This is a genomic window from Mailhella sp. (assembly GCF_057866825.1).
Genome location: NZ_DBMAHT010000022.1, coordinates 1 through 25,727, shown reverse-complemented (window position 1 = coordinate 25,727; position 25,727 = coordinate 1). Strand labels below are relative to the sequence as shown.

17 protein-coding genes and 1 tRNA gene are annotated in these 25,727 nt (G+C 62.8%); 11 read left to right on the top strand and 7 right to left on the bottom strand.

The genetic code is table 11. The features are described from left to right. Positions 1–234: 234 nt before the first annotated feature. The 3 genes from ACZM96_RS03965 to ACZM96_RS03955 form a co-directional block, all read right to left on the bottom strand. Positions 235–486 (bottom strand): thioredoxin family protein, encoded by a 252-nt coding sequence (locus ACZM96_RS03965; protein ID WP_489487509.1) that lies wholly within the window; start codon positions 484–486, stop codon positions 235–237. A 253-nt stretch (positions 487–739) separates the two neighbouring features. Next, on the bottom strand, positions 740–1,825 hold the full coding sequence (locus tag ACZM96_RS03960; RefSeq protein WP_489487507.1) for a permease: 1,086 nt from the start codon (positions 1,823–1,825) through the stop codon (positions 740–742). A gap of 68 nt (positions 1,826–1,893) precedes the next feature. Next, positions 1,894–2,244 (bottom strand): ArsR/SmtB family transcription factor, encoded by a 351-nt coding sequence (locus ACZM96_RS03955; RefSeq protein ID WP_294485251.1) that lies wholly within the window; start codon positions 2,242–2,244, stop codon positions 1,894–1,896. Between the two features lie 1,221 nt (positions 2,245–3,465). Here ACZM96_RS03955 and ACZM96_RS03950 point away from each other — a divergent pair. The 11 genes from ACZM96_RS03950 to ACZM96_RS03900 all read left to right on the top strand — a co-directional run bounded on the left by ACZM96_RS03950 (position 3,466) and on the right by ACZM96_RS03900 (position 21,420). Then, positions 3,466–4,284, top strand: coding sequence for a YMGG-like glycine zipper-containing protein (locus ACZM96_RS03950; protein WP_489487506.1), 819 nt, complete (start codon positions 3,466–3,468; stop codon positions 4,282–4,284). 126 nt (positions 4,285–4,410) lie between these two features. Next, positions 4,411–5,532 (top strand): hypothetical protein, encoded by a 1,122-nt coding sequence (locus ACZM96_RS03945; RefSeq protein ID WP_489487505.1) that lies wholly within the window; start codon positions 4,411–4,413, stop codon positions 5,530–5,532. Beyond that, a complete protein-coding gene (locus tag ACZM96_RS03940; protein ID WP_489487503.1) occupies positions 5,529–7,778 on the top strand; it encodes a hypothetical protein in 2,250 nt (749 codons plus the stop codon). Before ACZM96_RS03945 ends, ACZM96_RS03940 begins: the two co-directional genes overlap by 4 nt. Before the next feature lie 15 nt (positions 7,779–7,793). Beyond that, positions 7,794–11,066: a virulence factor SrfB gene (locus ACZM96_RS03935; RefSeq protein WP_489487501.1), complete on the top strand. Its 3,273-nt coding sequence runs from the start codon at positions 7,794–7,796 to the stop codon at positions 11,064–11,066. Between the two features lie 39 nt (positions 11,067–11,105). Then, positions 11,106–13,787, top strand: coding sequence for a virulence factor SrfC family protein (locus ACZM96_RS03930; protein ID WP_489487500.1), 2,682 nt, complete (start codon positions 11,106–11,108; stop codon positions 13,785–13,787). A 23-nt stretch (positions 13,788–13,810) separates the two neighbouring features. After that, positions 13,811–15,094 (top strand): hypothetical protein, encoded by a 1,284-nt coding sequence (locus tag ACZM96_RS03925; RefSeq protein ID WP_489487498.1) that lies wholly within the window; start codon positions 13,811–13,813, stop codon positions 15,092–15,094. Between the two features lie 7 nt (positions 15,095–15,101). Further along, a complete protein-coding gene (locus ACZM96_RS03920) occupies positions 15,102–17,093 on the top strand; it encodes a vWA domain-containing protein (RefSeq protein ID WP_489487496.1) in 1,992 nt (663 codons plus the stop codon). Next, the gene (locus ACZM96_RS03915) at positions 17,093–17,824 is read left to right on the top strand and encodes an ABC transporter ATP-binding protein (RefSeq protein ID WP_489487495.1); all 732 of its coding nucleotides are present in this window, start codon (positions 17,093–17,095) and stop codon (positions 17,822–17,824) included. Before ACZM96_RS03920 ends, ACZM96_RS03915 begins: the two co-directional genes overlap by 1 nt. Then, complete coding sequence (locus ACZM96_RS03910) at positions 17,824–19,050, top strand: ABC transporter permease (protein WP_489487494.1); 1,227 nt, start codon at positions 17,824–17,826, stop codon at positions 19,048–19,050. The genes ACZM96_RS03915 and ACZM96_RS03910 overlap by 1 nt, the downstream gene beginning before the upstream one ends. A gap of 18 nt (positions 19,051–19,068) precedes the next feature. Beyond that, positions 19,069–20,928 (top strand): formylglycine-generating enzyme family protein, encoded by a 1,860-nt coding sequence (locus tag ACZM96_RS03905; RefSeq protein ID WP_489487492.1) that lies wholly within the window; start codon positions 19,069–19,071, stop codon positions 20,926–20,928. 3 nt (positions 20,929–20,931) lie between these two features. Further along, the gene (locus ACZM96_RS03900) at positions 20,932–21,420 is read left to right on the top strand and encodes a DUF2569 family protein (protein ID WP_489487490.1); all 489 of its coding nucleotides are present in this window, start codon (positions 20,932–20,934) and stop codon (positions 21,418–21,420) included. A 716-nt stretch (positions 21,421–22,136) separates the two neighbouring features. Here ACZM96_RS03900 and ACZM96_RS03895 read toward each other — a convergent pair. The 4 genes from ACZM96_RS03895 to ACZM96_RS03880 all read right to left on the bottom strand — a co-directional run bounded on the left by ACZM96_RS03895 (position 22,137) and on the right by ACZM96_RS03880 (position 24,792). Next, a tRNA-Phe gene (locus tag ACZM96_RS03895) sits at positions 22,137–22,212 on the bottom strand. Between the two features lie 452 nt (positions 22,213–22,664). Continuing rightward, a complete protein-coding gene (gene nudC / locus ACZM96_RS03890) occupies positions 22,665–23,558 on the bottom strand; it encodes an NAD(+) diphosphatase (RefSeq protein WP_489487489.1) in 894 nt (297 codons plus the stop codon). Next, entirely contained in the window at positions 23,555–24,214 is a 660-nt protein-coding gene (locus tag ACZM96_RS03885; protein WP_489487486.1) for an HAD family hydrolase, read from the bottom strand. Before ACZM96_RS03885 ends, nudC begins: the two co-directional genes overlap by 4 nt. After that, positions 24,214–24,792, bottom strand: a complete 579-nt coding sequence (locus ACZM96_RS03880) for a hypothetical protein (protein ID WP_346664847.1) — start codon at positions 24,790–24,792, stop codon at positions 24,214–24,216. Before ACZM96_RS03880 ends, ACZM96_RS03885 begins: the two co-directional genes overlap by 1 nt. Between the last annotated feature and the right edge of the window lie 935 nt (positions 24,793–25,727).

Below are 25,727 nucleotides of genomic sequence, written 5' to 3'. Positions count from 1 at the left end.
GGCGGGATTCACTCCCGCCGTTATACGCAATGCCCGTCGTGCAAGTTCCGCAGGCCGTACAGGGTGTCTTGAGCAAACGGAACGTGGAGGACGCCGGGCGCTTCGACTGACGGCAGGCGAAGCCTGACGGCAGAGAGAAAAGTTTTGGGAAGAGGGATGGGGGCGCGGGGGAAGGGAGAGCGCCCTTTTTCAAAAGGGGCTCTCCCTTCCCCCGCAGGTTCACCGCATTTTTTGCTACGCGTCTTTTTCGGCTGCGGTCATGATCCAGGAGACGACCTCTTCCTTGGAAGGCACACGGCCGGAGCAGACGAGAGAGCCGTTGATGGAAACGGCGGGGGTGGAAAGAACGCCTGCGGCCATCATGTCGCGCAGGTCGGTCACCTTTTCCACGTCGGCGGGCATGCCGGAGGCTTCCACGGCCTCGCGGACTATGTGTTCGGTTTCCTTGCACTTGGAGCAGCCGGGGCCGAAAACTTTGATGATCATGGCAACCTCTTCATTGGGAGTTTGTAGCCGCGTCCGCAAAGGGCGCGGCAGGGAAGAAACGGGGGGCAGAGAGTGCCGGGGAAAGCTTCGAGGCTTCTCTTTTCCCCGAAATTTGTACGGTAGCTGCGCTTCGGCTGACGGCAGGCGAAGCCTGACGGCAGAAATGAAAAGTTTTGGGGAAGGGGATGGGGGCACGGGGGAAGGGGGAGCCCCTTTTGAAAAAGGGGCTCCCGCTTCCCCCGCAAACTCTCTCTTAGAACAGCGCGTTGAGGAGCCAGCCGGTGAGGGTGAAGACCACCCACAGGTAGCCGATGAAGGCGGCCTGGAGTTTTGCGGTCATGATCTGTCTGAGCATGACGACTTCGGGGATGCTGGCGGCCACGGCGGACATGCAGAAGGCCATGGTGGTGCCTATGGGCATGCCCTTGGTGAGCAGGCCTTCCATGACGGGCACGATGCCGGTGACGTTGGAGTAGAGGGGAATGCCCACGATGACGGCGGCGGGCACGGTCCACCACTCGCCCGCGCCGAGGTTTTCGGCGAACCAGTTGGCGGGCACGAGGCCGTGCAGGGCAGCGCCGAGCGCCACGCCCACGATGACCCATTTCCAGACGCGGCGGAAGATGGAGATCATTTCTCTGAGGGCGAACGTATGCCGCGCACGCACGGTCAGCCGTTTTCTTCCGCCCGAAAGGGGAATGACGGGCGTTTTCATGGCGTCGAGCACGAAGGGCTGGAGCCAGCGCCCGGCCCGGATGGAATCCATGAAGAGCCCGCCGATCATGCCCGCGGCAAGGCCTGCGGCCACGTACACCACGGTGAACTTCCAGCCGAGCAGTCCCCAGAGCAGCACCACGGCGATCTCATTGATGATGGGCGAGGTGATGAGAAACGACATGGTGATGCCTATGGGAATGCCCGCCGTGGTGAAGCCGAGAAAGAGCGGCACGCTGGAGCAGGAGCAGAACGGCGTGACGGCGCCGAACATGGCGCCGAGCGCGTAGCCTATGCCGCGCTTCTTTCCCGCCAGAAAGTCGCGCACGCGCTCGGCGTTGAGGGCGGCGCGCAGCCAGGAAATCACATAGATGAGCGCGATAAGCAGAAGCAGTATCTTCACCGTGTCGTAAAGGAAGAACTCCAGCGACGCGCCGAGGTGCGACTCGCGCGCAAGGCCGAGAGCATCGTACACGACCCATGCCGCCGCGCCCTGAATGCAGGAATAGGCCGTCCACCACAGCGCCGCCAGCACGACGATCGTCGCGCCGTAGCGCAGAAGCCAGCGTTTTTCTTCCTTGTCGTCCGTGCCGCGTTCAGGCTCGCGGCCGTCTGTCATACGCATGGAAAAAGCTCCTTTAAATGATATTTGTTGAACTGTTGAAATATACTGCGCGAAAGAAGGGCGGCCCCTCAGCGTTCGGGCAGAAAGCAGGGATCGACGTGACTTTCCCTGCGGAACTTGCGGCAGCACTCCGGATTGTCGGAACAGCATTCCGAAGTGAGGTAGGCAATGATGTCCAGCATGAGAGGGATGGATGCCTTGTAGCGCATGTACCTTCCCTCGCGTTCCACGGTGACGAGCCCGCTCTGCACCAGCGCCTTGAGATGGAAGGACAGGTTGGTGGCGGGAATGTCCAGAAGCCGCGAAATGTCGCCGGCCACGAGACCGTCGGGCGCGTTTTTTACAAGAAGCCGGAACACGTCGAGACGCACGTCCGACGAGAGGGCTTCAAAGATTTTGCTGGCACTTTTGCTTTCCATGGGTGAATAGTTCAACATGAATTGAAATATGTCAAGAGCAGGGGGGAAGAAAAAAATGGGAATGTCGCGGAATGAGGTGTTGCTCCTTCGGGGAAGGCCGGTTCGTCCTGTGAGCGGACGGAGCTGTTGTTCCGTGCTCTTGGCAAAAAACGGATCAAACGGCGTTCGATGAGCTGTCCGTCCTGCGCATGCGGAAAAACATCTTCCACGGTGCGGGCGAGCGGCCTACATGAGGAGTGCCCCGCACCTGCGGAAAACATTCGTGGAAGGAGGGCGGCCTCTGCCGCTTTCGGAAAAGCCCTCACGATCTTTCCTGCACCTGACGGAGGCGTGGAGCGGCAGAAGCGCCTGTGTCTGGGGAACGGGGCGTTTTGGGGGCGGGAGCACGGTCGGCAGAGGGCTCTCCGGGCCTTGGAAAAGGTGCAGTTTGAAGCGCTCGCGGACGAAGCCGAGCGGGGGAGCGGGGCTACTGCGTACCGGCATAGCCATTGTCCTCCCCACGAAGCCGAGCGTGAGGCGGCGCAGGGGCGGGGGGAGCGCCTTGCGCGGCGATGACGCCGCAGCTCGCGCGGGAGGCAGAAACGGGCAAGACCGGCCGTTGCCGCACGGCCGGACGTCTTGTCGGCGTCTTTCGGAGGTCGCCCGGACAGGCGAGGCAAACAGAAGACGCCGCCGTTCTTTCTGGGGCATCGTTGCAGACAATTGCAGGATCAAATGCGTTCGGTGCTGCAGGACGTGTTTTTCCCCCGTTGCTGGAAAAAACGGTGCGGCGTTTCTTTTTTACTGTTATATCGAGATGTTGATGAAGCAAGGGCAAAAGGCTCCGGCCAAATTCGGACAGAAGTGCGGCAGGCTCTCGTCTGCATTGAGGATCAATACATGAGAATAATCTCTGATACTTTGAAGAAAACAGGAGGAATCGGATGCAGTTCGACGTCGCATACCGAAAAAAAGTCCAGTTGCCTCTTGACCGGCTCTGTTCGTAGTGATTATAAAAAAACAGTTGGTCCGAAAACTTGCGGATTTCGCAGGGATCAGATGTTTTTATATTTCATTAAGATAATTAAATTGGTAAATTATATGATTTCTTATAAAAAACTCCGTACTTCGTTGTTAAACTGTCTGCAGGACTCGCTGCGCGATCTGCTTGTTCGGTAGGGCTCTGTTCCGCAGTGGGACAGGGCTCTTGCGTTTAAATGATTGTTTTTGGAGGAGGTTTTTATGAAAATGTCCAAAGCCCTGGTGTGGGCCGTGTCTGTAGCGCTGACCTTTTCTCTGGTCGGCTGCGGTCCCAAACAGACGGCTCCCGTCTTTCAGGCGCAGTACTATCCCGAATGCTATGATCCCATAGCCAAGCTGTGCAAGGATCAGGACAACACTCAGGAAGTGAAGGGCGCGGCCACGGGCGCCGTGCTCGGCGCGCTCGGCGGCGCGGTGATCGGCGGCATTGCCAAGGGCGACTGGAAGGGCGCTGCGGTTGGTGCGGCGGCCGGAGCCGTGGCCGGCGGCATGGTGGGCTTTTTCCAGGCCCGCCTGAGCAAGATCAGCGACAGAAACGAACGTCTGGCGGAATACCAGAAGATACTCGGCGAGAACGCCAGAGACTGGGATATTGAACGCGCGTCCGTGGAAAGAGCCTACAAGTGCTACAGCGATCAGATTGTGGCTCTGCGCAAGGCGGCCAAGGCGAAGAAGATTTCCAAGGAAGACTTCCTTGCCCGCATGAAGGAAATCCAGGCCGGCATTGAGAACATCAATACCTACTGGGCGGGCAGCCAGACCAGAATGGACGAACGTCTTGCCGACGGTGAATCGTTCATCAAGCAGCAGGAACAGGAAGATCAGATGCTGGCCAAGGCCAAGCAGCGCCAGGCCAGGAAGGATCTGCAGAAGATCCGTTCCGCGACGAACAGCCAGAAGACCAAGGTGCAGAACGACGCCAACCGCGTGAACAAGGCCAAGGGCCAGACCGAAAAGGAATATCAGGATGCGATGGCGTCCGTGGATCAGCTTTTCGGCGTGGCTGGCAAGCTCGCCTGATCGAGATTCCGGGAACCGAAAGCCGAAAGGCGCGGCGTTATGGTCCCGTCCGGAACACCGGACGGGACTTTGGGCGTATTGCAGAAAGGGTCGTCTGCCAGGCCCGCATCATTTAAGGATTGAGTCATGGGAAACAATTACATCACGACAACGGAGAGGAGCGGCCTGACCGTAGCGCAGGTGGGCGGCAACGATATTTACAGGATGCTGCATCAGATTCGGAGTATTCTGGAGCTCGACGGCAAGCTTGGCGAGGATTACCTGTCGCTGTTTGCCGAGCCTGTGGACGGCGGACGCACCATTGACTGGTATGCCGACGACGAAGGCAAGGCCGTGCGCGTGATGGAGCTTCCCCGCGAGGAGCGGCAGCAGGTGCTGCAAAGGTTCCGGGAAATGTTTGAGTCTCTGCACGGCTACGCGGAGGGACTGCGTTCGGAAACCCGGAGTCAGACGTACCGCAACTATGCGGACATTCTGGAAAAAGCTGTGCTTGTGCCGGGAATCGAATACCTGTACGCGGTGAACGGAAAGCCGGTTCTGGTGGGCTGGGGATTTTCCGAAGGCGACAGCAGTGTGGTTGAGGAAGGCAGAAAGCTCATCAAGCAGATAGAGAAGACCATAGCCGAAGACAAGGCGCAGACGCAGCCCGCGCCCGCGCCGACGCCGGCGGCCATGCCCTTTGCCGTGCCCGAGGAGGAGAAGCCCGCGCCGGAATCTGCTCCGCAGCCCGCGCCCGAGCCGAAACCGGAACCTGCGCCGAAGCCGGAGCCTGCGCCCGCCCCGCAAGTGAAGAAGGAGCCGGAAAAGAAGTCGTCGAAGCTGCTTCCCATTGTGGCGGCGATTGTGGTGCTGCTGATTGCGGCTGCGGCGTGGTTCTTCATGAATCAGAAGGACGAGCCTGCGCCGGACACGTCGTTTGCGTTTTTGAAGGGCGACATGAAGGCTGACGGCGTGTTGGCCAACGAGAACAACGAGAACGTGAATCTGCGTCTGAACTTTCCCGGCGAGGACGGCAGGGGCACGAGCTACGTGATCGAACCCTCGCAGACCTGCGAAGGCACGGTGGCGGCCAAGCACGGCCCGGGCAACACGGTGGTGTTCGAGATGAGCGAGATGGTGTGCCCGAACGGCAACAATTATCATCCGTTTTCTCTGGTGTGCGTGAAGGGCGAGAAGTCCTGCACCGGCACCAACAGCAACGGCGAGTCCTGGCATATTGAAATCAATGTCGGAGGAGGTGCGCAATGAGCGCGTTGTGGAAGTCCATAGGCTGCGCCGTCGTGGCCGCGTCGCTGATCATGCCTGCTCCGGTGTTTGCCAACAGTCTGCGTCTGGCCTCGAAGGGCGGGGCGCAGGAGCAGACCGCGCAGGAATCCGACGCGGGCGGCGAGGTGTCCGAGGCGCTGAAGTCGGCGGAAGCGGCGCAGCAGGCCGCGGAAGCGGCGAACAAGGCTGCGGAGGAAGCGCAGAAGAGCGCTGAGGAAAAGCAGAGCGACGCGGCGCGCCGGGCTGCGGAAGCGGCAAGGCAGGCGGCCGACGAGGCCGGAAGCTCGGCCGAAGACGCGCAGAAGGCGGCGGACGCGGCGAAGAAGGCCGGAGAGTCCGGCCGTGCCGATGCGGCAAAGAAGGCCGCGGAAGAAGCGGCGCAGGCTGCCGAAAAGGCGCAGAGTGCGGCGCAAAAGGCGCAGAGCTCCGCGAATGATGCGGCGCAGGCCGAAGAAGGCGAGCCGCTGGTGCTGCCTTCCGAAAAGGACGACGCCCAGTCCGGCAAGGCTGATGTGAATGACGGCTCCGATGCGAAGAATGCGGCCGACGAGGCCGACGCGCAGAAGGGCGCCGACGCGAAGAGTGCGGAAGGCGCTCCGGCTGCCGCCGAAGATGCGGCGCAGCAGGCCGCGCTCGACGCCGTGACCGGACTTCGCCCCGGCGACAAGCGCAGCGACGTGAAGGGCGAGCCGCTGGTCATTCCCGAAGGCGCGGAAGATGCGTCGTTCCTTGCGGGCGACTGGAGTTTCGACCGCATGTTCGTGCGGCCGGACGGCGGCAGACTGCGCGCGGATTTTTCCTTTGACGGAAACGGACGCGGCGTTGCCGCGTTCACCGATGACAAGAACGTGCGGCACACGGCCGAGGCTGCGGCTTCGATGAGCGACGGCGTGCTCAAGATTCAGACCACGCCCTACACGAATCCCGAGTCCTCGCAGGTGTACTATCCCGAATTCATGGAATGCGAAAACAGCGACGGCGCGGCGCTGTGCCGCGGCACGGACGGCTTTTCCGCCTGGGAAGGCGAACGCCTGATGGGCGAGCCCTCGAAGAAGGCCTCTTCGAGCCGCGCGGACAAGGCGGCCTCGGCCGGCGGCGCAAAGAAGAGCGCGGCCCGTCAGAGCGCCGGTCAGAGCGCTTCTTCCGGCGCAGGCGCGCAGCAGTACGCCGAACTTTCCTCCGGCGGCGCGGAACTTCCGCCCGTGGTCATGGAACAGGCCGAAAAGGCCCGCGCGACTTCCGGTTCCGACCCGGTGTCCGCGCTGGAAGGCGACTGGCGCTTCAGTCGCGATCTGGCCCGCAAGAGCGACGGTCAGAGCGTGGCGCTCGAATTTCATTTCGACAAGAACGGCCGCGGCTACTCGGTGATCCGCGACGGCTCCGGCAAGGACTTCAAGGCCGACGCCGAGGCCGGCAGCATGCCCGACGGCTCCCTGCGCGTGAAGACCGACGCCTACGACAACGGCAGCGGTCAGGGCTACTACCCCACGTTCATGGAATGCCGCAAGGGCGCGTCGTCCGAGCTCATGTGCGACGTGTCCAACGGCTGGACGCGCGTGGAAGACGGACAGCTCGTGTCCAAGGATTCTCTGGATCAGCAGGAACGGCAGCTGAACATGGAAGAGCTGCTGCCCGTGGCTCCCGAAACTCCGGGCGCAGCCTCTGCGGACAAGGCCGCCTCTTCGGCGCAGGCGGATTCCGGTCAGGCGGCGGGCGGCAACGTGGACATCGCCGGCATGCTGGCCCAGCTTTCGGACAACAGCGCGGCCGCGTCGAGCAAGATGTCCGCGGCGGCGGAGAGCCGCAGCGCCGCGTCGAAGGCGTCGTCGTCGAAGTCGGCCTCGTCCTCGTCTTCGCGGGGCAGCGCGCTTTCGCTGCCGCCCAAGGACGACACCATGTCCTTCCTTGAAGGGCACTGGCGCTGCAACACCGGGCTTGCCCGCGTGACCGACAATCAGCCCGTGGTGGTGGAGTTCCGCTTCGACAAGAACGGCAAGGGCACGGCCGCGGTGCGCGAGCTCTCGGGCCGCCGCTACGACGCTTCCGCCCACGCCACCTACAAGAAGGGCGTGCTGCGCATCAATACGTCCGATTTTCGCGCGAAGGACAACAGATCCGGCTATCACAAGAGTTACATCGAGTGCTACGACCAGGGCGGTCAGGCACTCTGCAACGGCAAGAATGGCGGCATCAGCTGGTACGGCGCGTCGTTTATCCGCCTGAAGTAGAAGGAGATCCTGGTCATGCATCAAATGCCGGAATATAAGGACACGGTAAGTCTCATCCCTTACGGGCTGCCGCAGTTTCTCGATTTCGAGCTGCCGCCCGAAAAGGCGCGCAAAATAAAGAAAACCTTTGTGGAGCAGGAAGTCTCCCTGCCCGACGGCGGCGCACAGAAAGACGGAGAAAGCGTGCAGCTGTGCGAGCTCATGGAAGATCCCGAAGAAGGCTACCTGCTCAATCCCGACGGACGGGGCGAGTACCTCGGCGAGGACTACTACACCGTGCAGGCCGAAAAGCATTTCGGGCCGTGGCTCGGCAAGTGGCTGCCCGTGCCGTTCTTCCGGCATTCCGGCGACGTTCACGACGACGGCCTGCCGCGCTTCCGTTCCGGCCCCACCAACTGGGCCCGCGCCTACGTGACCCGCGTGCCCTCGGCCGCCGATCCTGAAATATTCAACTGGCGCGTGGTGCTGGCCTTCGACATGCAGGTGGAAGAGCCGCAGAACGGCCGTCACGCCGCGCTCTCGCCCGACGACGTCACCGCCCGCGCCGTGTGCTCCCTCGCCGACCGGGAACGCGACAATTCCTGGTTCCTCACCGAGGGCTGGGTGGACGGCTGGCTCCATTCGCTCTGGGAGGACTACTTCCTCGACAGGGCCCACAGGAACGAACGCCCCCGCTGCATCGGCGAGAAGGAAAACCATCTGGACTATCTGGCGTCCTATCTCGTGTATCTGCAGTTTCTTCAGGCGGCCATCGGCCATCTGAACGTGCGCATCGTCAACCTTTCCGGCACGCAGGACAAGGCATCGGATTCGCAGTCCACCGACACCATCGACGTGGATCTCATTCTCGACATCGGCAATTCCCGCAGCACCGGCATTCTGGTGGAGAATCAGCCGAGCAAGATCACCGATCTCAACGACAGCTACCGCCTGCAGCTGCGCGATCTGAGCCATCCCGAAAACTTCTACGCCGAACCCTTTGAAACGCGCGTGGAATTTTCCAAGGCCGATTTCGGCTCCATGGCCTTCAGCAAGCGTTCCGGCCGCCGGAGCAACGCCTTCACCTGGGTGTCGCCCGTGCGCACCGGCCCGGAAGCCAGCCGTCTGGCCGGTCTTTCCTCCAACGCCGAAGGCACCTCGGGCATGACCAGCCCCAAGCGCTACCTCTGGGATCAGGACAAGTCGAGCAATCTCTGGTACTTCAACCGGGCCAACGTCACCGACAGGGAGGAACTCGTCTCCTCGAATTCCATCTGCCGCTACCTGAACAACGAAGGCACGCCCGTGAGCTGCGTGCGTGAGCTCAATCCTTCCGGCGAGGCTCCGGCCGCCAAGAGCTACCTCGCCAACCTGTTCAACGCCACGCTCCCCGGCTGCCGCAATCAGGACGCGCTGCCCGCCAACCAGCCGCGCTTCTCCCGCTCCTCCATGATGATGTTCCTGTTCATGGAACTCATTCAGCAGGCGCTCGTCACCATCAACTCGCCGGCCCAGCGCTATCGCCGTCCGTATCCCGACATGCCTCGCCGTCTGCGCAGCATCATCTTCACGGTGCCGCCGGGCATGCCCTTTGCCGAACAGCGCATCTACCGCCGCTGGGCCTACGCGGCCGTGAACATTCTCTGGGAGGCCCTCGGCTGGAAGAAGATCTTCTACGCGGAACCGCCTTCAGGCAAGGGCGGACGCCTCCGCGCCGCCGACGGCGGCACGCGCGACTTCCGCATGAATCCCGAAATCCGCTGCCGCTGGGATGAGGCCACCTGCACGCAGCTCGTGTACCTGTACAACGAAATCAACCGCAACTATCAGGGCGACGCGCATCTGTTCTTCGAGAGCATGGGCCGTCTGCGCACGGTTCCCCAGGAATTCGCCCCCGCCCAGACCGAAGTGAAGCCCACCCTGCGCGTGGCCACCATCGACATCGGCGGCGGCACCACGGATCTTTCCGTGACCACCTACGTGCTCGCCAACGACAAGTCTTCGACGAACCGCATCTGGCCCAAGCAGGAAATGCGCGACGGCTTCAACTTCGGCGGCGACGACGTGCTCAAGACCGTGGTTTCCGACATCGTGTGCCGGGCCATCATGGAAGGCCTCGTGAAGCGCGGCGTGGAAAAGAGCGCCGCCGACATGGCCATCCGCGACATGTTCGGCAAGAAGAGCGACAACACCCGCGTGCAGAACAACCGCATTCAGTTCCTGCGTCAGGTGGCGCTGCCCATCGCCTACGAAATCCTCGCCGAGTACGAGAAGAAGGATCTGCACGACGTGTCGGGCGAAATCAACGTGTCGGTGCGGTCGCTGTTCCGGGGCAAGGACGGCGCAGGTTCGGGCATCGGCGCGGCGCAGCCTCAGCAGTCCGTGGTGGACTTCTTCAACGAAACGCTTCAGACCCGCTGCGGCATCGCCATCGACGTGATGGACATGGAACTCAACGTGCGCTGCTCCGAAGTGGACAAGGCCGTGAGCGGCAGCGTGAGCGCCGTGCTCAACGGCATGGGCGAGGTCATAAGCGCCTACGACTGCGACGCGCTGCTGCTGACCGGCCGCCCCTCGTGCTGGAACGCGGTGGTGCGTCAGGTGTTCGCCATGCTTCCGGTGGCCCCCGACCGCGTGATTCCCATGCACACCTACCGCGTGGGACCGTGGTACCCCTTTGCCAACAACACGGGCCGCATCACCGATCCGAAGACCACGGTGGTCACGGGCGCCATTCTCTGCGCGCTTGCGGAAAACAGCATTGAAGGCTTCGTGTTCGATTCGAGCCGCCTGGAGCTCAAGAGCACCGCGCAGTACATCGGCGAACTCGACGTGCAGGGCTCGCTCTCGCGCGAAAAGGTGTGGTTCCCGAACCTGCATCCCGACAAGGCCAAGGGCGAGGACAAATACACCAAGGTGGTGGAATTCAGCGCGCCCATCACCATAGGCTTCCGTCAGCTTGAGGTGCCGCGCTGGACGGCCACGCGCTGCTGGCGCATGGAATTCGCCGACGAGGAGGCCCGTCACGCGGCGCAGGGACACACGCCCTACGAGGTGAAGGTGCAGTTCGTCATTCCCGAGCAGGACGAGGGACTCGACGACATTCCCGAAACCGGCCGCGACATCAAGGCCAAGCTGGACGAACCGCAGATCGACTACAGCGATCCCGAAGCCGTGCAGGAACGCCGCATGAACGGCGGACAGATGGAACTGGTCCGCGTTCCCGGGCGTCCGGTGCGGATTCTTCTGCGCACGCTGGGCAAGAAGGACGAGGAAGGCTGCTGGATGGACACCGGCATTCTGTTCTGACGCCCCTATCGAAAGCACATTTGAAAAGGAAGCCTTTTTATGGATAAGGATACGATTGTTGCCGAGGCCAGACGCCTTACCGACGCGGCGGAACAGGCCCAGCAGTGGATAGCGCGCAACGAGGAGCGGGTGCGTTCGTGCGGCAAGTCCAGGGAAGACGTGCTCGCCAAGCTGCGCCAGCAGGCAAGGCTGCTGCGCAAGCTCGGCCGCGCCGCGGAACGCAAGATGTGCGCGGGCGTGTTCGGACCGAGTCAGGCGGGCAAGTCCTACCTGCTCTCGTCGCTCGCCCGCGATGAAAACAAGGAAGTGCGCTGCGCCTTCGGCGATCAGACCTACGACTTCCTCCGGGATCTGAACCCCGGTGGAAACAAGGAATCCACGGGTCTCGTCACGCGCTTCACCATGACGCCCCCGGCCAACATGCCGGCGGGGTATCCGGTGCACGTGCGCCTGCTCTCCGAAACCGAGCTCGTCAAGATTTTCGCCAACTCCTACTTCTGCGACTGCGACCACAAGGAAAAGGTGGACAAGACCGCCATTCAGGCCGCGGTGTCGTCCCTCAAGGAACGCGCCGGGCAGCCGTGCGCGCACATCACGCTCGACGTCATGGAGGAGCTGCGCGAATACGTGAGCAATTCCTTCGGCGGCATGAGCCGTGCGGCCGCGCTCGAAGAAGTGTACTGGCGCGACGCCATTGCGCTTGCCCCGCGCCTTTCCCTCGACGACCGCGTGAAGCTCTTCGGCATCATCTGGGACGGCATTCCGGAATTCAACGACATGTTCCAGGCGCTCTCTTCGGATCTGGCGCGTCTCGGCAACGCCGAGGAGGCGTTCTGCTCCATGGACGCGCTCGTGCCCCGCGAGGCGAGCATCATCGACGTGGACACCCTCGGCCGCACGGACTTCTCGCTCTCCCACGTGAGCGGCGAAGTGCAGATGTGCACCCCCGAAGGCCGCAAGGCCGCGGTTTCGCGCAAGAACGCCTCGGCGGTCATTGCCGAGCTCACCCTCGTGATGACCCACAAGCCCGCCGACTACTTCGATCACACCGATCTTCTGGACTTTCCGGGCTACAAGGCGCGTCTGGAATGTTCGGACATCCGCGACTACCTGCACAAGGGCCGCGCCGACAGCGCGGTGGAACAGTTCTTCCGCCGCGGCAAGGTGGCGTACCTGTTCCAGCGCTACAACGCCGAGCGCGAGCTGACGAGCCTGCTTCTGTGCGTGGCCACCACCGACAACACGCCCGGCCTGCCCGCCGCCGTGGAGGAATGGATCACCGCCACCCACGGCAAGACCCCGGAAGACCGCGTTCACGCCAAGACCGCGCTGTTCTACATTCTCACGAAGTCGGATCATCACTTCGAGGAGAAGAGCGGCGCCAAGTTTGAAACCCGCTGGGACGACGTGGTGAAGGGCGTGTTTCTCGGCCACTTCTCCGGAGCGTACAGTCAGAACACCCGCTGGGTGGAGGAATGGACGCCGAATCAGCCCTTCAACAATCTGTACATGCTGCGCAACGTGAACATCCGTTGGGACAACATGATGACCTACAACGCCGAGGGCCGGGAAACGGGCGTGCGCGAGGACAAGGAACAGTATCGCGACGAACTGCGCAAGGCGTTCATCGAATCGGCGCTGGTGCAGCGTCATTTCCGCTCGCCGGCCACGGCCTTCGACGAAATCATGAATCCCAACGACGGCGGCATCGAGCACATCAAGCGCTGCCTCCAGCCGCTGTGCGATCCCAATCTCAAGCTCGGTCAGATATCCAACGCCCTCTATGCCGCAAGACAGACGCTCTACGCCACGCTTGCGCCGTTCTATCATTCCGGCAATCAGGAGGAGGAGCTCAAGAAGAAGATGGCGTTGTTCGGCCGCTTCGGCAAGCTGTTCATGAATCCGAACTTCCAGGAACGCTTCCCCGAACTGCTGAACAACTTCAAGATTTCTCCCGAGCAGCTCTACTATCTGTACAGCGAGGCGGAACGCAGCTACGACGAGTATCGGGAGTCGTCGTTCAGCATGCCGGAGGAGGCGGAAAGCGCGCCGGAGACCGATACGCTCGACATGTCGGACGTCGATCCTCTGGACTTCTTCGACGAGCCCGCGCCTGCCGCGCCCGGCAAAAAGGAACCCTCGCCCGCGGACAAGGACGAGCTTTCGTTCTACGCCGAGCGCATCATCGAGGCGTGGAGCATGCGCATGCGCTCGCTTGCCGACACCACGGAATGCACGAGCTACTACCTGTTCCCGAAGACCATCTTTCTTGCGGTGCTCGACGAATTCGACGCGGCCGTGGCCCGTCTGAACATCGAAGGGCGACTGGAGAACAAGTTCCGGGAAATCGCCCAGCCCGTGGACGTGCCCAAGGAAAGCAAGATACGCAAGCAGGCGAGCTACGCCATAGGCGTGCTCAACGACTTCGTGAGCTGGATGGGCAAGAAGCCCGCGGAAAGCAACGAATCGCAGCGCGTGGTGAACTATCGGGGTCAGAACGTCACGGTGTTCCGCGACAAGCCGCAGATCACGGGATATCCCGTGCTGCCGGAAACGTTCAAGCCTTTCGTGAAGCAGTGGTACAAGGACTGGCTCACCACGTTTTACGGCATGCTGGTGGACAACGTCACCTTTACCGACGGGCTCAAGATCAATCTTGAGGAAAACGCGAAGCTCGGCAGGATCATCAATCAGATTAACGGGGAACAGGCAAGCGCATGAGAGCGGAATTTACACAGGACGGAATGAATCAGGGCTATGCCCGGGTAACGCTGACGCGGGAAGCAGGCGACGCCGCCTTTTACGAAGAGGGCGACAGCATTGCGCTGGGGCATTTTCCGGGAAACTCGTGCGAGTATCTGTGCGCGAGCGGAAACAGAAACTGGAGCGGCGCGCCGGAAGCGCTGGCTCTGGAAGTGAAGCCCGAAGTGCAGGGCGAGAGCGTGTCGTTTGAGCTCCAGCCCGCCTACGTGGACAGCATGGACGACGGCGTGTATCGCGTCTGCCTCATGGGCGCGGACGGCCGCGTGAAGGCGGAAACCGACGACATGCCCGCCTACGACGTGAGCTGGTCCGGGCTGGAAGGCACGAGCACCATCAAGGATTACCGCCTTGAGGAAGCCCGCCTCCGCGAAGAAGAGGAGGCCGCGCGCCGAAAGGAACGCGAAGAGGCGGAACGGCGCAGAGCTGAGGAAGAGGCGGCGAAGGCCGCAAGCGCGGCGGAAGCCGGATCTTCCGAGGAGCTGCCCTCGCTTGACGCGGGCGGCAGCGCGCCTGCGGCCCCGCAGGGCAAGAGCCGCGCGCCGCTCATTGCGGCGGCCGTGGTGGTGGTGGCGCTTCTCGCGGCCGGCGGCGCGTATTTCATGACGCAGGGCGGCAGCGAGCCTTCCGCCGAGCAGGCCGAGCAGGACAAGGCGGCGCAGGAAAAGGCCGAGGCCGAGAAGAAGGCCGCGGAAGAAGCCGCGAAGGCCGAAGCCGAAAAGAAGGCCGCTGCGGAAAAGCAGGCGGCCGAGGAAGCGGCGAAGGCCGAAGCGGAAAAGGCGGCGGCTGAAAAGGCTGCTGCTGAAAAAGCCGCTGCTGAAAAAGCCGCGGCGGAAAAGGCGGCTGCGGACAAGGCTGCGGCCGAAAAGGCTGCCGCGGAGAAGAAGGCCGCGGAAGAGGCGGCCATGCGCGCCGACGCCAAAGGACGCGTGGCCTCGTTCTTTGCCGGGGAACGCAATCCCGAGGCGGCCATGAAGCTTGCGGGCGAACTCGACGCCGACACGCCGGAACAGCAGGACGCCATTTTCCGCCTGTACTACTACGCTGCGGGCGAAGACAATGCGCAGGCCGCGCAGCGCTACGCCGAATGCGTGGATCCCTCGCGTCCGGCGTGGGGCAGCATCAGCAAGGACGGCGCGGAAGCCTGGTACTATTACGGCAAGTCGCCCGACGGGGAAAAGGCCCGCGCCTCTCTCAAGGCCTGGACGGAAAAGGCCGCGGCCGAAGGCAACGCCGAGGCGGCCGCCTGGCTCAAGGACATGAAGTAGGTTTCCCATGAAGCATGTTATTGCAGCATCCATGTTGTGCGCGCTGACGCTTTTCGCGCCCTGCCTTGCGCAGGCCGAGCAGCCTCTCGTGCAGGAAGGCAAAACCACGGTGTTTCAGCGCGTGGTGTCGCATCCCGGGGCAAAGCTCTACAGCGACGCCTCGGCCTCCAGGGTGGTGGGCAATCCGCGCACCTTCACTTCCTATTACGTGTACGCCCGGCAGAACGACATGCTGCGCGTAGGCGTGTCCTCCACCGGTTCGGACGGCTGGCTCAAGATCTCCGAAACCACCGAATGGCCGCAGGCCATCACCATGGTGTTCACCGATCAGATGGGGCGTCAGCCGGTGCTGTTCTTCCGCAGTCACGACGCCATCGTGGATCTGTGCACGGCCGACAGCATCAAGGACACCGTGGCGCAGTACGTGGAGCTCTTCAACACGCCCGGCGCGCGCAAGCCCGCGGATCTGCCGGTCATTGCCGCCGAGCCCATGGAAAAGGACGGACAGGTGTCGCAGAAGAACTTCTATCTTCTGCCCGTGCTCTCCACGGACGATCAGTTCAAGGACAGCGGCACGCAGCTTCTTCAGGTGGCCTGCATCGATCCCGGCGTGCAGAAGGATCCCGAAAAGGACGCCGACAAGGAAAAGGCCAAGGGTTCCGACGGCATGACCACGGGCATCGTGTTCATCATCGACACCACGAAGTCCATGAAGCCCTACATCGATCAGACCCGCGAAATCATCCGCACGGTGTACGACAGACTCCAGAAGTCGCCCGCCAAGGACAAGGTGGCCATTGCCGTGGTGGCGTTCCGCAGCAACGTGGAAAAGCGCCCGGCCACCGAGTACAACACGCGCATCGTGAGCGATTTCGCCACGGTGGAGGAGCGCTCGTCGCTGGAGCGCATGCTCGATCAGGTGGAGGAATGTCAGGCGTCCACCCACGCCTTCGACGAAGACTCCCTCGCCGGCGTGAAGGAGGCCGTGGATTCCTTGAGCTGGAACCGCGTGGACGCCAAGACCATGCTGCTCATCACCGACGCCGGGCCCCTTGCGGGGAGCGATCCCACGTCGAAGACCGGCATGTCGCCGGAAGGCATGGCCGACTACCTGCGCACGAACAAGATATTCCTCACGGCCGTTCACGTGAAGACGCCCGCAGGCAAGAAGGATCATTCCTACGCGGAAGAGAGCTACCGCGCGCTTTCCATGCTGAGCAACAACCGTTCGAGCTACATTCCCATCAACGCGCCCACGCCCGCGGAAGGCGCGCGTCAGTTCCAGGCCGTGGGCAAGCTCATTGCCGAAACCTACTGCAACATTGCCGAACAGCAGCTCAAGGGCGGCATGCTGAACAAGCCCAAGACGCAGGATCTGCCCAAGTCCGCCTCGCCGGAAGAGCGGGCCCGCCGCACGGCCGAGGCCATCGGCTACGCCATGCAGCTTCAGTTCGTGGGCGACAACCGCGGCACCACGGCTCCGCAGGTGGTGAGCGCCTGGATTGCCGATTCCGACCTCACGTCGCTGGAAGAGAATCCCAACGGCGCGCCCGTGCCTGCGGTGTATCCGGCGGTGCTGCTCACCAAGCTGCAGCTCAGTCAGCTGCGCAAGCAGCTCAAGCTCATCATTTCCACGGCCGAAGAGGCGTTTTTGCAGGACAGCGAACACTTCAACTTCTATGAACAGCTCATATCGGCGGCCGCGCAGATGAGCCGCGACCCGTCGAGCTTCAACAAGGATCCGGAAGCGAACCTCGCCCAGAAGGGCGTGCTGCTCGAAGTGCTGGACGGTCTGCCCTACAAGAGTCAGGTGCTGCGCCTGCGTCAGGAGGACTGGACCGACATGAGCACCGGTCAGCAGCAGGAGTTCATCCGTCGCCTCAAGGGGCTCGTGCGCCGCTATGAGGAATACGACCGCGACAACACCCACTGGGAGGGCTTCGGTTCCCCCAACACCAACGAATGGGTGTACCGCGTGCCGCTGGACATGCTGCCGTAATGATAGCGCATCTTGAAAACGTGACCAAACAGCGCGACATGGGGGCGGGCTACCGCCTCCATATCCGCCGTTTTTCCGTGCAGGAAGGGGAGAGCATCGCCATCACCGGGCCGAGCGGCTGCGGCAAGAGCACCACGCTCGACCTTCTGGGCATGGTGCTGCGTCCCGACGAGGCGGAAACCTTTGTCTTTTCCTTCGACGGCAAAGAGGCGGACGTCGCCGGGCTGTGGAGCCGGGGCAGAACCGACGCGCTCACGGATCTGCGCCGCCGTCACCTGGGCTACGTGCTCCAGACGGGCGGCCTCTTTCCCTTCCTGACCGTGGAGGAAAACGTGAAGCTCACGGCGCTTGCCGCAGGCATGGAGCCCGCGCAGGCCGCCAAGCGCGCCGACGCGCTCATGGAACGCCTCGGCATCGCCCGGCTGCGCCGCGCGGAGCCTGCGTCGCTGTCCATAGGCGAGAGGCAGCGCGCGGCCATCGCCCGGGCGCTTGCGCCGCAGCCGCGCCTTCTGCTTGCCGACGAACCCACCGCCGCCCTGGATCCCGGACTCTCCCGCACGGTCATGAAACTGTTTCTCGACGTGGTGCGGGAAAGCGGCTCGTCGGTGGTCATGGTGTCGCACGACGTGTCCCTCGTGCATGAGTTCGCCTTCCGCGAAGTGCCCGTGGTCGTGCGCAGCGAAGGCGATCACTTGAGCGCCTTTCTGGACGATCAGGCCGGAGGTCGCTGATGTTCCGTCTGTTGTTTTTGTCCCTGCGTCTTGCCCTGCGCGACTGGCTGCACGAACGCAGCCTCTCCTTCTGCGGCGTGCTCGCCCTGGCCAGCATGCTTGCGCCGCTGCTCGTCCTGCACGGGGTTCACATGGGCGTCATCGAGCGCCTCAGGGAAAATCTCATGCGCGATCCCGCCGTGCTGGTGCTCATTCCTTCAGGGGGGAGCGGCGCAGGCTTCGAGGAAGACTTCATCCGCAAAGTCTCCGATCAGCCCGGCTGCCGCTTCTGCATCGGCCGCACCCGCGACGTGGCTTCCGAACTGCAGCTCTCGGCGGGCGAGCGGCGGCAGACCGTCACGCTGGAAGCCTCGTCCCCGGGCGATCCCGTGCTTGAGGACTACGGCGCCTCTTCGCCGAAATCCACGCCGGAGCGCTTTGAAATCGTGCTTTCGTCGAGCGTTGCCGACAGGCTCAAGGTTGCGCCCGGAGACACGGTTTCGGCGTCGCTCGGGCGGCGGCTTTCGTCGGGGCAGTTCCAGCGCCGCGCGCTGGAATTCGTGGTGACGGGAGTGCTTCCGCCCTCGGCCACGGGCATGGACACCGCCTTCGTGGACATGAACACCCTCACCGCCGTGCAGGATTTCCGCGACGGCGTGAGTTCCGATCTTCTGGGCTTTGAAGGCGATCTGCCGCCGGCAGAGGCGCGGCACTTTGCCTCGTTCCGCGCCTACGCCCGCTCGCTCGACGACGTGGAACCCCTCGAAGAGTGGTTTGAAGCGCAGCATGTGAGCGTCAAGACGCGCTCGCGCGACATCGCCAACATCAGGAGCATCGATTCCACGCTCTCGTCGGTCATCATGCTCATTGCGCTTGTCGCCTGCGCGGGCTTTTTTGCGTTCATGGCGAGCACGGCGCAGGCGGCCGTGCGCCGCAAGTGGAAGCTCATGGGCATGCTGCGGCTCATCGGCTTTACGCGCTCGTCGCTGCTGGCGTATCCCGTGGCGCAGGCCATGGCCACCGGAGCCGCGGGCAGTGTGCTGGCCTTCGCCTTTTACGGCGCGGCGGCGCATGCCGTGGACATGATGTTTTCCGCGCAGACCGGGGGAGAAGCCATCTGCACGGTTTCGCCCGCGTTTTTCGCGTTCACGTTTCTTTGCGTGCAGCTTCTGGCCGTGCTGGCTTCGCTGCACGCCGCCGTGCGGGCCTCGGCCATTGAGCCGTCGGCGGTCATCAGAGAGTTGTAGAGAGTTCGGGGGTATGTCATGCTGAAAAAAACGGTCATTGTTTCCATGCTTGCTGCGGGGCTTCTTCTGTTGCCCTCCGTGGGCGAAGCCGCGCTCAAGTCCGCCAGGAAGGAAGCCGCTCAGGCGGCGGATCCTGCGGCCCTCTGCAATCCCCGGCCCGCGCCCGATGATCTGGAACTGCCCATGCCCTGCGGCATGAAAATGGTGCTGCGGCCCGTGGCCATTCCCGTGAACGGCCTTCTCGGCGACAAGCCCTTCAACATGGGCCTGAGCTCCACCGACGAAAACCGCGGCTTCTACGAAAAGCGCCGCACCGCTCACGTGAGCGCGCCGTTCCGGCAGGAAAATCTGCCCGCATCCTGGGCCGGCAGACTTCCCGCCGATGAAAAGGACGCCTACTGCTACTACTTCATCGGCAAGTACGAAATCACCAACGCGCAGTGGGCCGCGGTCATGGACGGCGCTGCGGTCACGGAAAAGGGCGATCTGCCGAAGAGCGACATTTCCTGGTACGATCTTCAGGAATTTCTGCGCCGCTACAACGAATGGCTGCTCTCCGAACATGCGGACGCCGTGCCCGCCATCGACGACGTGCCGGGCTTCTTCCGCCTGCCCACGGAAACGGAATGGGAATTTGCCGCGCGCGGCGGCAATCTGCCGCCGGAAGTGGAAGTGGACAACGACTTCATGCTCGGCGACGGCAAAACCGTGGAGGACTACGCGGTGTTCGGCTCGCGCTACGAGAACCCTCTGCCCGTGGGCTCGCGCATGGCAAACGCGCTGGGCATTTACGACATGGCGGGCAACGTGGCCGAACTTGTGCAGAGCGGATTCCGCTTCACCATTTCCGACAGCCTGGAAGGGGGAGGGCACATCCGTCGCCTGCACGGCGCGGAGGGCGGCCTGCTGGCCAAGGGCGGCAGCTTCCTCTCCGGCGATGAAAAGGACGTCTATCCCGGCAAGCGCGTGGAAGTGCGCATGTTCCAGAAGGAGCGCGACGGCAAGTTTCAGCCCTACAGCACGCGTTCGCTGGGCGCGAGAGTGGTGCTCGCGTCCATCAACATTCCGGGCATGGGCCGCGCCGAGGCCATCAGCAAGGAAGATGAGCGCCTGAGCGGCAGCGCCGCCTCCGCAGAAAAGGCGGCGGCCGAAGCGCCCGCGACTGAAGTTGCGCAGGCTCCGCAGGCGTCGTCCGACGCCGCGCCCGCCGCAGACGAGGCGAAAAGCGCCGCAAAACCTGCTTCCCGCGGGGACAGACTGGTCACCGTCAAGCTGGACGGCGATCCGCTCAAGGAACTGGAAAAGATCTACGCGGCCACGTCGTCGCCGTTCGTGAAGAGCAATCTGGATCAGTTCCGCGACCTGCTCAAGGACGTGAACGCCTCGCTGGCGCGCGAGAGAGACGCCAATCTGCTGAACTCGCTGCGTTCGGCCGTGTACAAGGCCGACTCGCTGTCGAACATTGCGTTCCGCTGCTATCAGCTCGATTTCACGCTTCGGGACGTGAAGCGGAAGATTCCCAATCTGCCCGCGGACAAGGAACGGCAGATGCGCGAACAGATTCTCGAACACTACAAGAATCTGGAAGTCTCCACCAACTTCTACCGGCTCAGCGTGAAGGAAATTGCGGCCTATCCGCGCAAGGACGTGGAAAACAAGATTCTTCAGCTGCGCAAGGAATACGTGGGCGACGACCGCCTCAACACCAACTTCCGCAACAATCTCGCGGCCTTTGCCGAGCACGTGGAATTCGCCAGATCGCAGGGCACGAGCCGCCTCACCAACAAGATGGTGTGGAACAAGATCATACCTTCCAAGGAAATGCTTTCGCTGCTGGACAAGCTCGGCAAGGAAATGAACAAAAAGAAGGGGAGATAGCTCATGGACAACGAGGCGGGAGCCTGCCGGGAGCCGAAACGCGGCATCGGCGGATGGCTGCTGGTCTATGTCGTGCTCACGGCCCTGGGCATAGCGTTTACGCTGCTGCGAAGCCTGATGGATCTCTCGTCGGCGATGCATCCCGTGCTGTGGCGCTGCGAGCTTGTCGCTGCGCTGCTCACCTTTGCGTGGTATCTCACCTACGCGGCGGCGCTGTATCGTCTGGTCAGGCTGAAACCGGGAGCCGTGTCGAGCATCAAGACCATGATCGCTCTCACGCCCGTGTTCAGTGCGTGCCTGCCGTTTGCGTACTCGGCCGTGCTGACGCTGTCCGTGCCGGGGGCGTCGCTTCTGCAGGTGCTGCGCGCGGTCTATTCCTCCCCTTCGCTTTGGGGAACTCTCGTCGGCATGGCGATCGTCGCGTTCGTGTGGCATCGCTATTTCTCGGTTTCCGAGCGCGTGCGCAACACTTGGCCGGAAACGCGCTTCTGAGCGCTTCCCGCATCATTCCTTTCTTCCTTTTTGCCTGAGAGAGGCTGCGGCGGCTTTGGCCGTCGCAGCCTCTCGGCGTCTGGTCGGCGGAGCGCGCCGGAAGCGGGGCGCGGCGCGTGGTGGAGGCGTGCAGCGAAGAGGGAAGGGCGTGACGAGGGCGGAGGGAATCGCGCAAAGGGGAAGAAGCGGGAAAAAGAGCGCGGCGGAAAGCGCGGGCAACAAGCGTGTGGAAGGAGGGCCGAGGGGCAGGGCGCGGGGCTGAGGGCCGCCGGGAGTTGCCGAGAGCCGTAGCGGGGGCACGCCCGGCCCGAAGAGCAGGGGAGAGCTGGAAGACGGCGGGAGCGGCTGCCATCGGGGCGGGATTGCGGCAGGAGCGGGCGCGCGTGAGGCGGCGCAGGGGAGAGCGGCGCAGCCATGACGCCATGGCTCGCGTGGAGGGCAGTCCGGGGCAGGCAGGCGATTCAGAGGGGAAGTTCAGGCGGGCGTCGCCGTTTTTCTGCGCTCTCCCGGAGGAAGATGCGGACGTGTGTGCGTCTCCGGAGACGCCTTGAACACGGGCCTGAATGCCGGGGCGGGAGCGGAAGGGAAATTCGGCCTTCTGCGGACAGGCAAAGTCGTTCCGGCAGTGCCGCCCTGGGGCGAGCTTCGGGACATTGTTCCCGTGCGCTCCCTGCGGAAAAAGAAAAAGCCCGGAACAACGTTCCGGGCTCGAAATATGGTGCCGAGGGACAGAATCGAACTGCCCACACGGGGATTTTCAGTCCCCTGCTCTACCAACTGAGCTACCTCGGCGCGACGAAAGACTTTGTATAGGAAGGCTCGGCGTTTGGCAAGGGGGAAATGGGCCATTTTCGCAATTTTTTTCGATTTTCGCGAATTTCTCCGGAAATTCAGGAGAATCAGCCCCGGTCTGCGCGGCGTCAACAGGGAATTTCGGATGGAAAGCCTCGACTCATGTGACCGGGGCGCCGGTTTTTTGGAGCGCCCGGCGCGTCGAAGGAGGCTTCACACGGCCCGCATCGCCCAGGCTCCGCTCCGAAGTCGCCCGGAATTTCACTCGGGATGCCTCGTTTTTTGAGGTGCGGGCACGTTTGAAAGCCGTCCCCCGGTCTTGATGCCGTTCAGGCGCTGCGTCCGGGCCGCCGACGTTCCGCCGCTTCGGATTCCGCGCAGGAGCCGCCGCGGCGAAAGTCTCTCAGCGCTCCGCCGTTTTTTGGGGGGAGGAGGGGCCGCCGAGTGTCGGCTCACACTTCGCCTCTGGCAAAGCGCGAGATCATGTTCATGGTAAGCGAAGAGTCGTCGGGGCAGGACGGAATGTCGGCCCGCTTCACCCAGCGGGCCTCGGCCAGTTCCGAGGCATCGAGGCGGATATCTTCCGGGCCGTCGAGCTCCGCAAAGAATCCCACGGCCATCGTGCCGGAGAATCCCCACGGCTGACTGCCCGCGTAGCGCAGATTTCTGATGCGAAGTCCCGTTTCCTCCATCACTTCGCGCGCGGCGGCCTGCTCGGCGGTTTCGCCTATTTCCACGAATCCCGCCACGAGCACGAGGCGCGTGGCTCCGGGCCGCGCGTAGCGGGTAAGAAGCAGCTTGTCGCCGTTCGTGACCGCCGCCAGAATGCAGGGCGCAATCACCGGATAGATCACTTCGCCGCAGGCGGGGCACTCCAGCGCCCGTTCCTTGGACGAAGGATGCACGGGCCCGCCGCAGCGCCCGCAGAAGCGATGCGTGGCGTACCAGTGCGCAAGGTGCTGCGCCGTGGCCGCCGCAAGAGGCAGAGGCGCGGCCTGCGCCCGCAGTTCGGAAGGCGGCGTGCGCTGCCAGAGAGAAGGCGCGGCGGGCGCGTCGTCCCCTTGCCGCAGCGCAAGAAAAAAGCGCGCTTCCCGGCCCTCGGCGCAGGCACGCTCCGTCATGGGCGCATCGCTCCGTTCCGATTCTTTGCGGCGCGTCAGACGGAAGGCGTACACAAGGCCTGCGCCCTCGTTCATGGCCCGCCATTCGCGCACCGTGGGTACGCGCAGCCCGTTCTTGCGCAGCAAAAGGCCTTCCGACGTCACGTCAAGCACGTTGTCGTCGTCGGAAGGCATTGCCGAAAGAAATTCGTTGCCGAAGCGCCAGGGCGCAATATCCTGAATCATGCCTCGCCCGTCTCCTGAGACAGGTAGTCCCGGACGGCGAAAAGATCGGGAAACACGCCCGAAGCGCGACTTTTCATGAGATCGTCCGGCGGAACCATGTCCGGCACAAGAAGCGCCTTCATGCCCGCCGCGCTGGCGGACAGTATGCCGTTGCGCGAATCCTCCACCGCGTAGGACTGCGAAGGCTCCACTCCGAGCTCCGCGCACGCCCGCAGGTAAATGTCCGGCGCAGGCTTGCTCGCCGTGAGCATGTCGCCGCACACCAGCGTGTCGAAATACGGCCCCATGCCCGTGACTTCCATGTTGTGCCGCACGTTGGCTTCCCGGGAGGAACTCGCCAGCCCCGTGCGCCAGCCCCGTTCCTTGAGCCACGAAAGCAGCTCCATCACCCCGGGCTTGAGCGGCACGCCGTTCTTCGTGAACTCCATGTAGTACACCCGCGTGCGCGCGCGAAACGCCTGATAGTCCAGCGCGTCGCCGTACACCGCCGCAAACAGCTTCTGCGTGCTGGCGTGCGTGGTTCCGATGCAGCGGAAAAACAAGTCGTGCAGGCCTTCAAGCCCCAGATCGCGCCCCACGCATTCCCAGGAGCGCAAAACCAGACGCTCGGAGTCCACAAGAACCCCGTCCATGTCGAAAACTATGCTGGGCATCATCAGGCCTCGGGCAGCGGACGCTCCACAAGCGGAAGTCGATAAATGCGGCCTACACGCATATGCTCGCCGTTGTCGCTGGGAAACGTGTAGTTGCCGATGACCGCGCCGAGCCTGTCGTACAGCGGAAACGCCTTCGGATGACTGGTCTTCAAATACACCGCCGTGTAGCCCTGATCGGCATAGAACGGCATGATGAGATCACGCAGCCAGAACGTTCCGTTCCCGCGCCCCGCCGGCGCAATGTGAAAGTAGCTCAGCAGCGCCACCTGAGCCGGAGGATCGGAAATGGACAACCCCGAACATGCATAAATGTCCGGATCTATCGCGCCGTGTGTCAACATCACCATGCCGAGCTGCTCGTCGCCGCGCCGCAACGTGTGAAAATCCATCACCAGCCCGGGCGTCTCGCTGAAATCGTGGATGATCTTGCAACAGTGATGAAACTCGTCGTAGTCGTCCCACTCCTCATTGAGAAGCTTTTCCTTCATGTTCTCCAGCAGCGATACCAGAAACTTTCCCTCAAACTTGTCGCTGAAACAAAATTCCAGATCGCCCTTGCGGTAAAGTACCGTCGTCATGACAAGCCTCCTTGCCTGTCCGCCCATCATGTACGTCCCCCCATGTTCATGTCAAGCAACTGCGCAGGATGAGGGGAGAAAATGCGGGGGAAGAGAGGGAAAATTTTGAAAAATTTTCCCTCTCTTCCCCCGCGCCCCCATCTCTCCTTTCAAAACTTTTTAATTTTTAAGGGGTGAGGGCGGTGGGGGGAAAGTAAAACAATGGGGGAGCGGCAAAAGAAGAGGAAGATGGGAAGGGAGCGCGCAGCGTAGCTTTAGCGCTGCTTTACTTTGGGTCGAGGCGCGAAGACGCGTTTTCATTCGAGGCCCGGCGTTCGCTGCGTTCCGTTTGCGCAAGACATTCTGCATGATCTGCGAAAGTTGTACGACGGGTATTACGTTTAACGGGGGAGTGAATCCCGCCTGCCTATGCCTGTCAGTTGGGCTCCTGACGACATCTTGCCGGGAGCATGAGTAGCGCCATCGCCCGTTTGCGCAAGACACACTGTACGAGCTGCCTCACTTGCACGACGGCGACTGCATTTAACGCCGGAAGTGAATTCCAGCTGTTTGCCGTCGTCGGCGCGGGCTCCTGATGTCGCTCGCGTTCCCCAGAGCGTTGAGAGAGTGCTTTTCGGGTTACCGTTGCAACCTTTGATGTTTCCTCATCTCCCAACATCTGGAAATCCCATCCTTTGACACGACTGTCCGGCGCAGGCCGGACAGGAGTCGGCCACCGCAGGTGGGCGCAGCGCGCACACCTGCACTGAGTCCGCAGCCCGAACAGCGCCTGCCAAGCACTTTCAAGCCTCGCAGTCTTTGCCTTTTCCTCTCCGAACTTCCGTCCGTCTTCGGCAACGCGCTTTGCATCCGCACTCCCGCCCGCCGAGGGCGAAGCCTGAGGCGGAAACAGGGGGGCGCGGGGGGCTTGTCCCGACTTTGTCGGGGAATTATTT

Excerpts from the sequence above, each read along its gene's own strand:
- ACZM96_RS03965 (WP_489487509.1), bottom strand. The coding sequence starts at position 486 with ATGATCATCAAAGTTTTCGGCCCCGGCTGCTCCAAGTGCAAGGAAACC.
- ACZM96_RS03960 (WP_489487507.1), bottom strand. The coding sequence starts at position 1,825 with ATGCGTATGACAGACGGCCGCGAGCCTGAACGCGGCACGGACGACAAG.
- ACZM96_RS03955 (WP_294485251.1), bottom strand. The coding sequence starts at position 2,244 with ATGGAAAGCAAAAGTGCCAGCAAAATCTTTGAAGCCCTCTCGTCGGAC.
- ACZM96_RS03950 (WP_489487506.1), top strand. The coding sequence starts at position 3,466 with ATGAAAATGTCCAAAGCCCTGGTGTGGGCCGTGTCTGTAGCGCTGACC.
- ACZM96_RS03945 (WP_489487505.1), top strand. The coding sequence starts at position 4,411 with ATGGGAAACAATTACATCACGACAACGGAGAGGAGCGGCCTGACCGTA.
- ACZM96_RS03940 (WP_489487503.1), top strand. The coding sequence starts at position 5,529 with ATGAGCGCGTTGTGGAAGTCCATAGGCTGCGCCGTCGTGGCCGCGTCG.
- ACZM96_RS03935 (WP_489487501.1), top strand. The coding sequence starts at position 7,794 with ATGCATCAAATGCCGGAATATAAGGACACGGTAAGTCTCATCCCTTAC.
- ACZM96_RS03930 (WP_489487500.1), top strand. The coding sequence starts at position 11,106 with ATGGATAAGGATACGATTGTTGCCGAGGCCAGACGCCTTACCGACGCG.
- ACZM96_RS03925 (WP_489487498.1), top strand. The coding sequence starts at position 13,811 with ATGAATCAGGGCTATGCCCGGGTAACGCTGACGCGGGAAGCAGGCGAC.
- ACZM96_RS03920 (WP_489487496.1), top strand. The coding sequence starts at position 15,102 with ATGAAGCATGTTATTGCAGCATCCATGTTGTGCGCGCTGACGCTTTTC.
- ACZM96_RS03915 (WP_489487495.1), top strand. The coding sequence starts at position 17,093 with ATGATAGCGCATCTTGAAAACGTGACCAAACAGCGCGACATGGGGGCG.
- ACZM96_RS03910 (WP_489487494.1), top strand. The coding sequence starts at position 17,824 with ATGTTCCGTCTGTTGTTTTTGTCCCTGCGTCTTGCCCTGCGCGACTGG.
- ACZM96_RS03905 (WP_489487492.1), top strand. The coding sequence starts at position 19,069 with ATGCTGAAAAAAACGGTCATTGTTTCCATGCTTGCTGCGGGGCTTCTT.
- ACZM96_RS03900 (WP_489487490.1), top strand. The coding sequence starts at position 20,932 with ATGGACAACGAGGCGGGAGCCTGCCGGGAGCCGAAACGCGGCATCGGC.
- nudC (WP_489487489.1), bottom strand. The coding sequence starts at position 23,558 with ATGATTCAGGATATTGCGCCCTGGCGCTTCGGCAACGAATTTCTTTCG.
- ACZM96_RS03885 (WP_489487486.1), bottom strand. The coding sequence starts at position 24,214 with ATGATGCCCAGCATAGTTTTCGACATGGACGGGGTTCTTGTGGACTCC.
- ACZM96_RS03880 (WP_346664847.1), bottom strand. The coding sequence starts at position 24,792 with ATGACGACGGTACTTTACCGCAAGGGCGATCTGGAATTTTGTTTCAGC.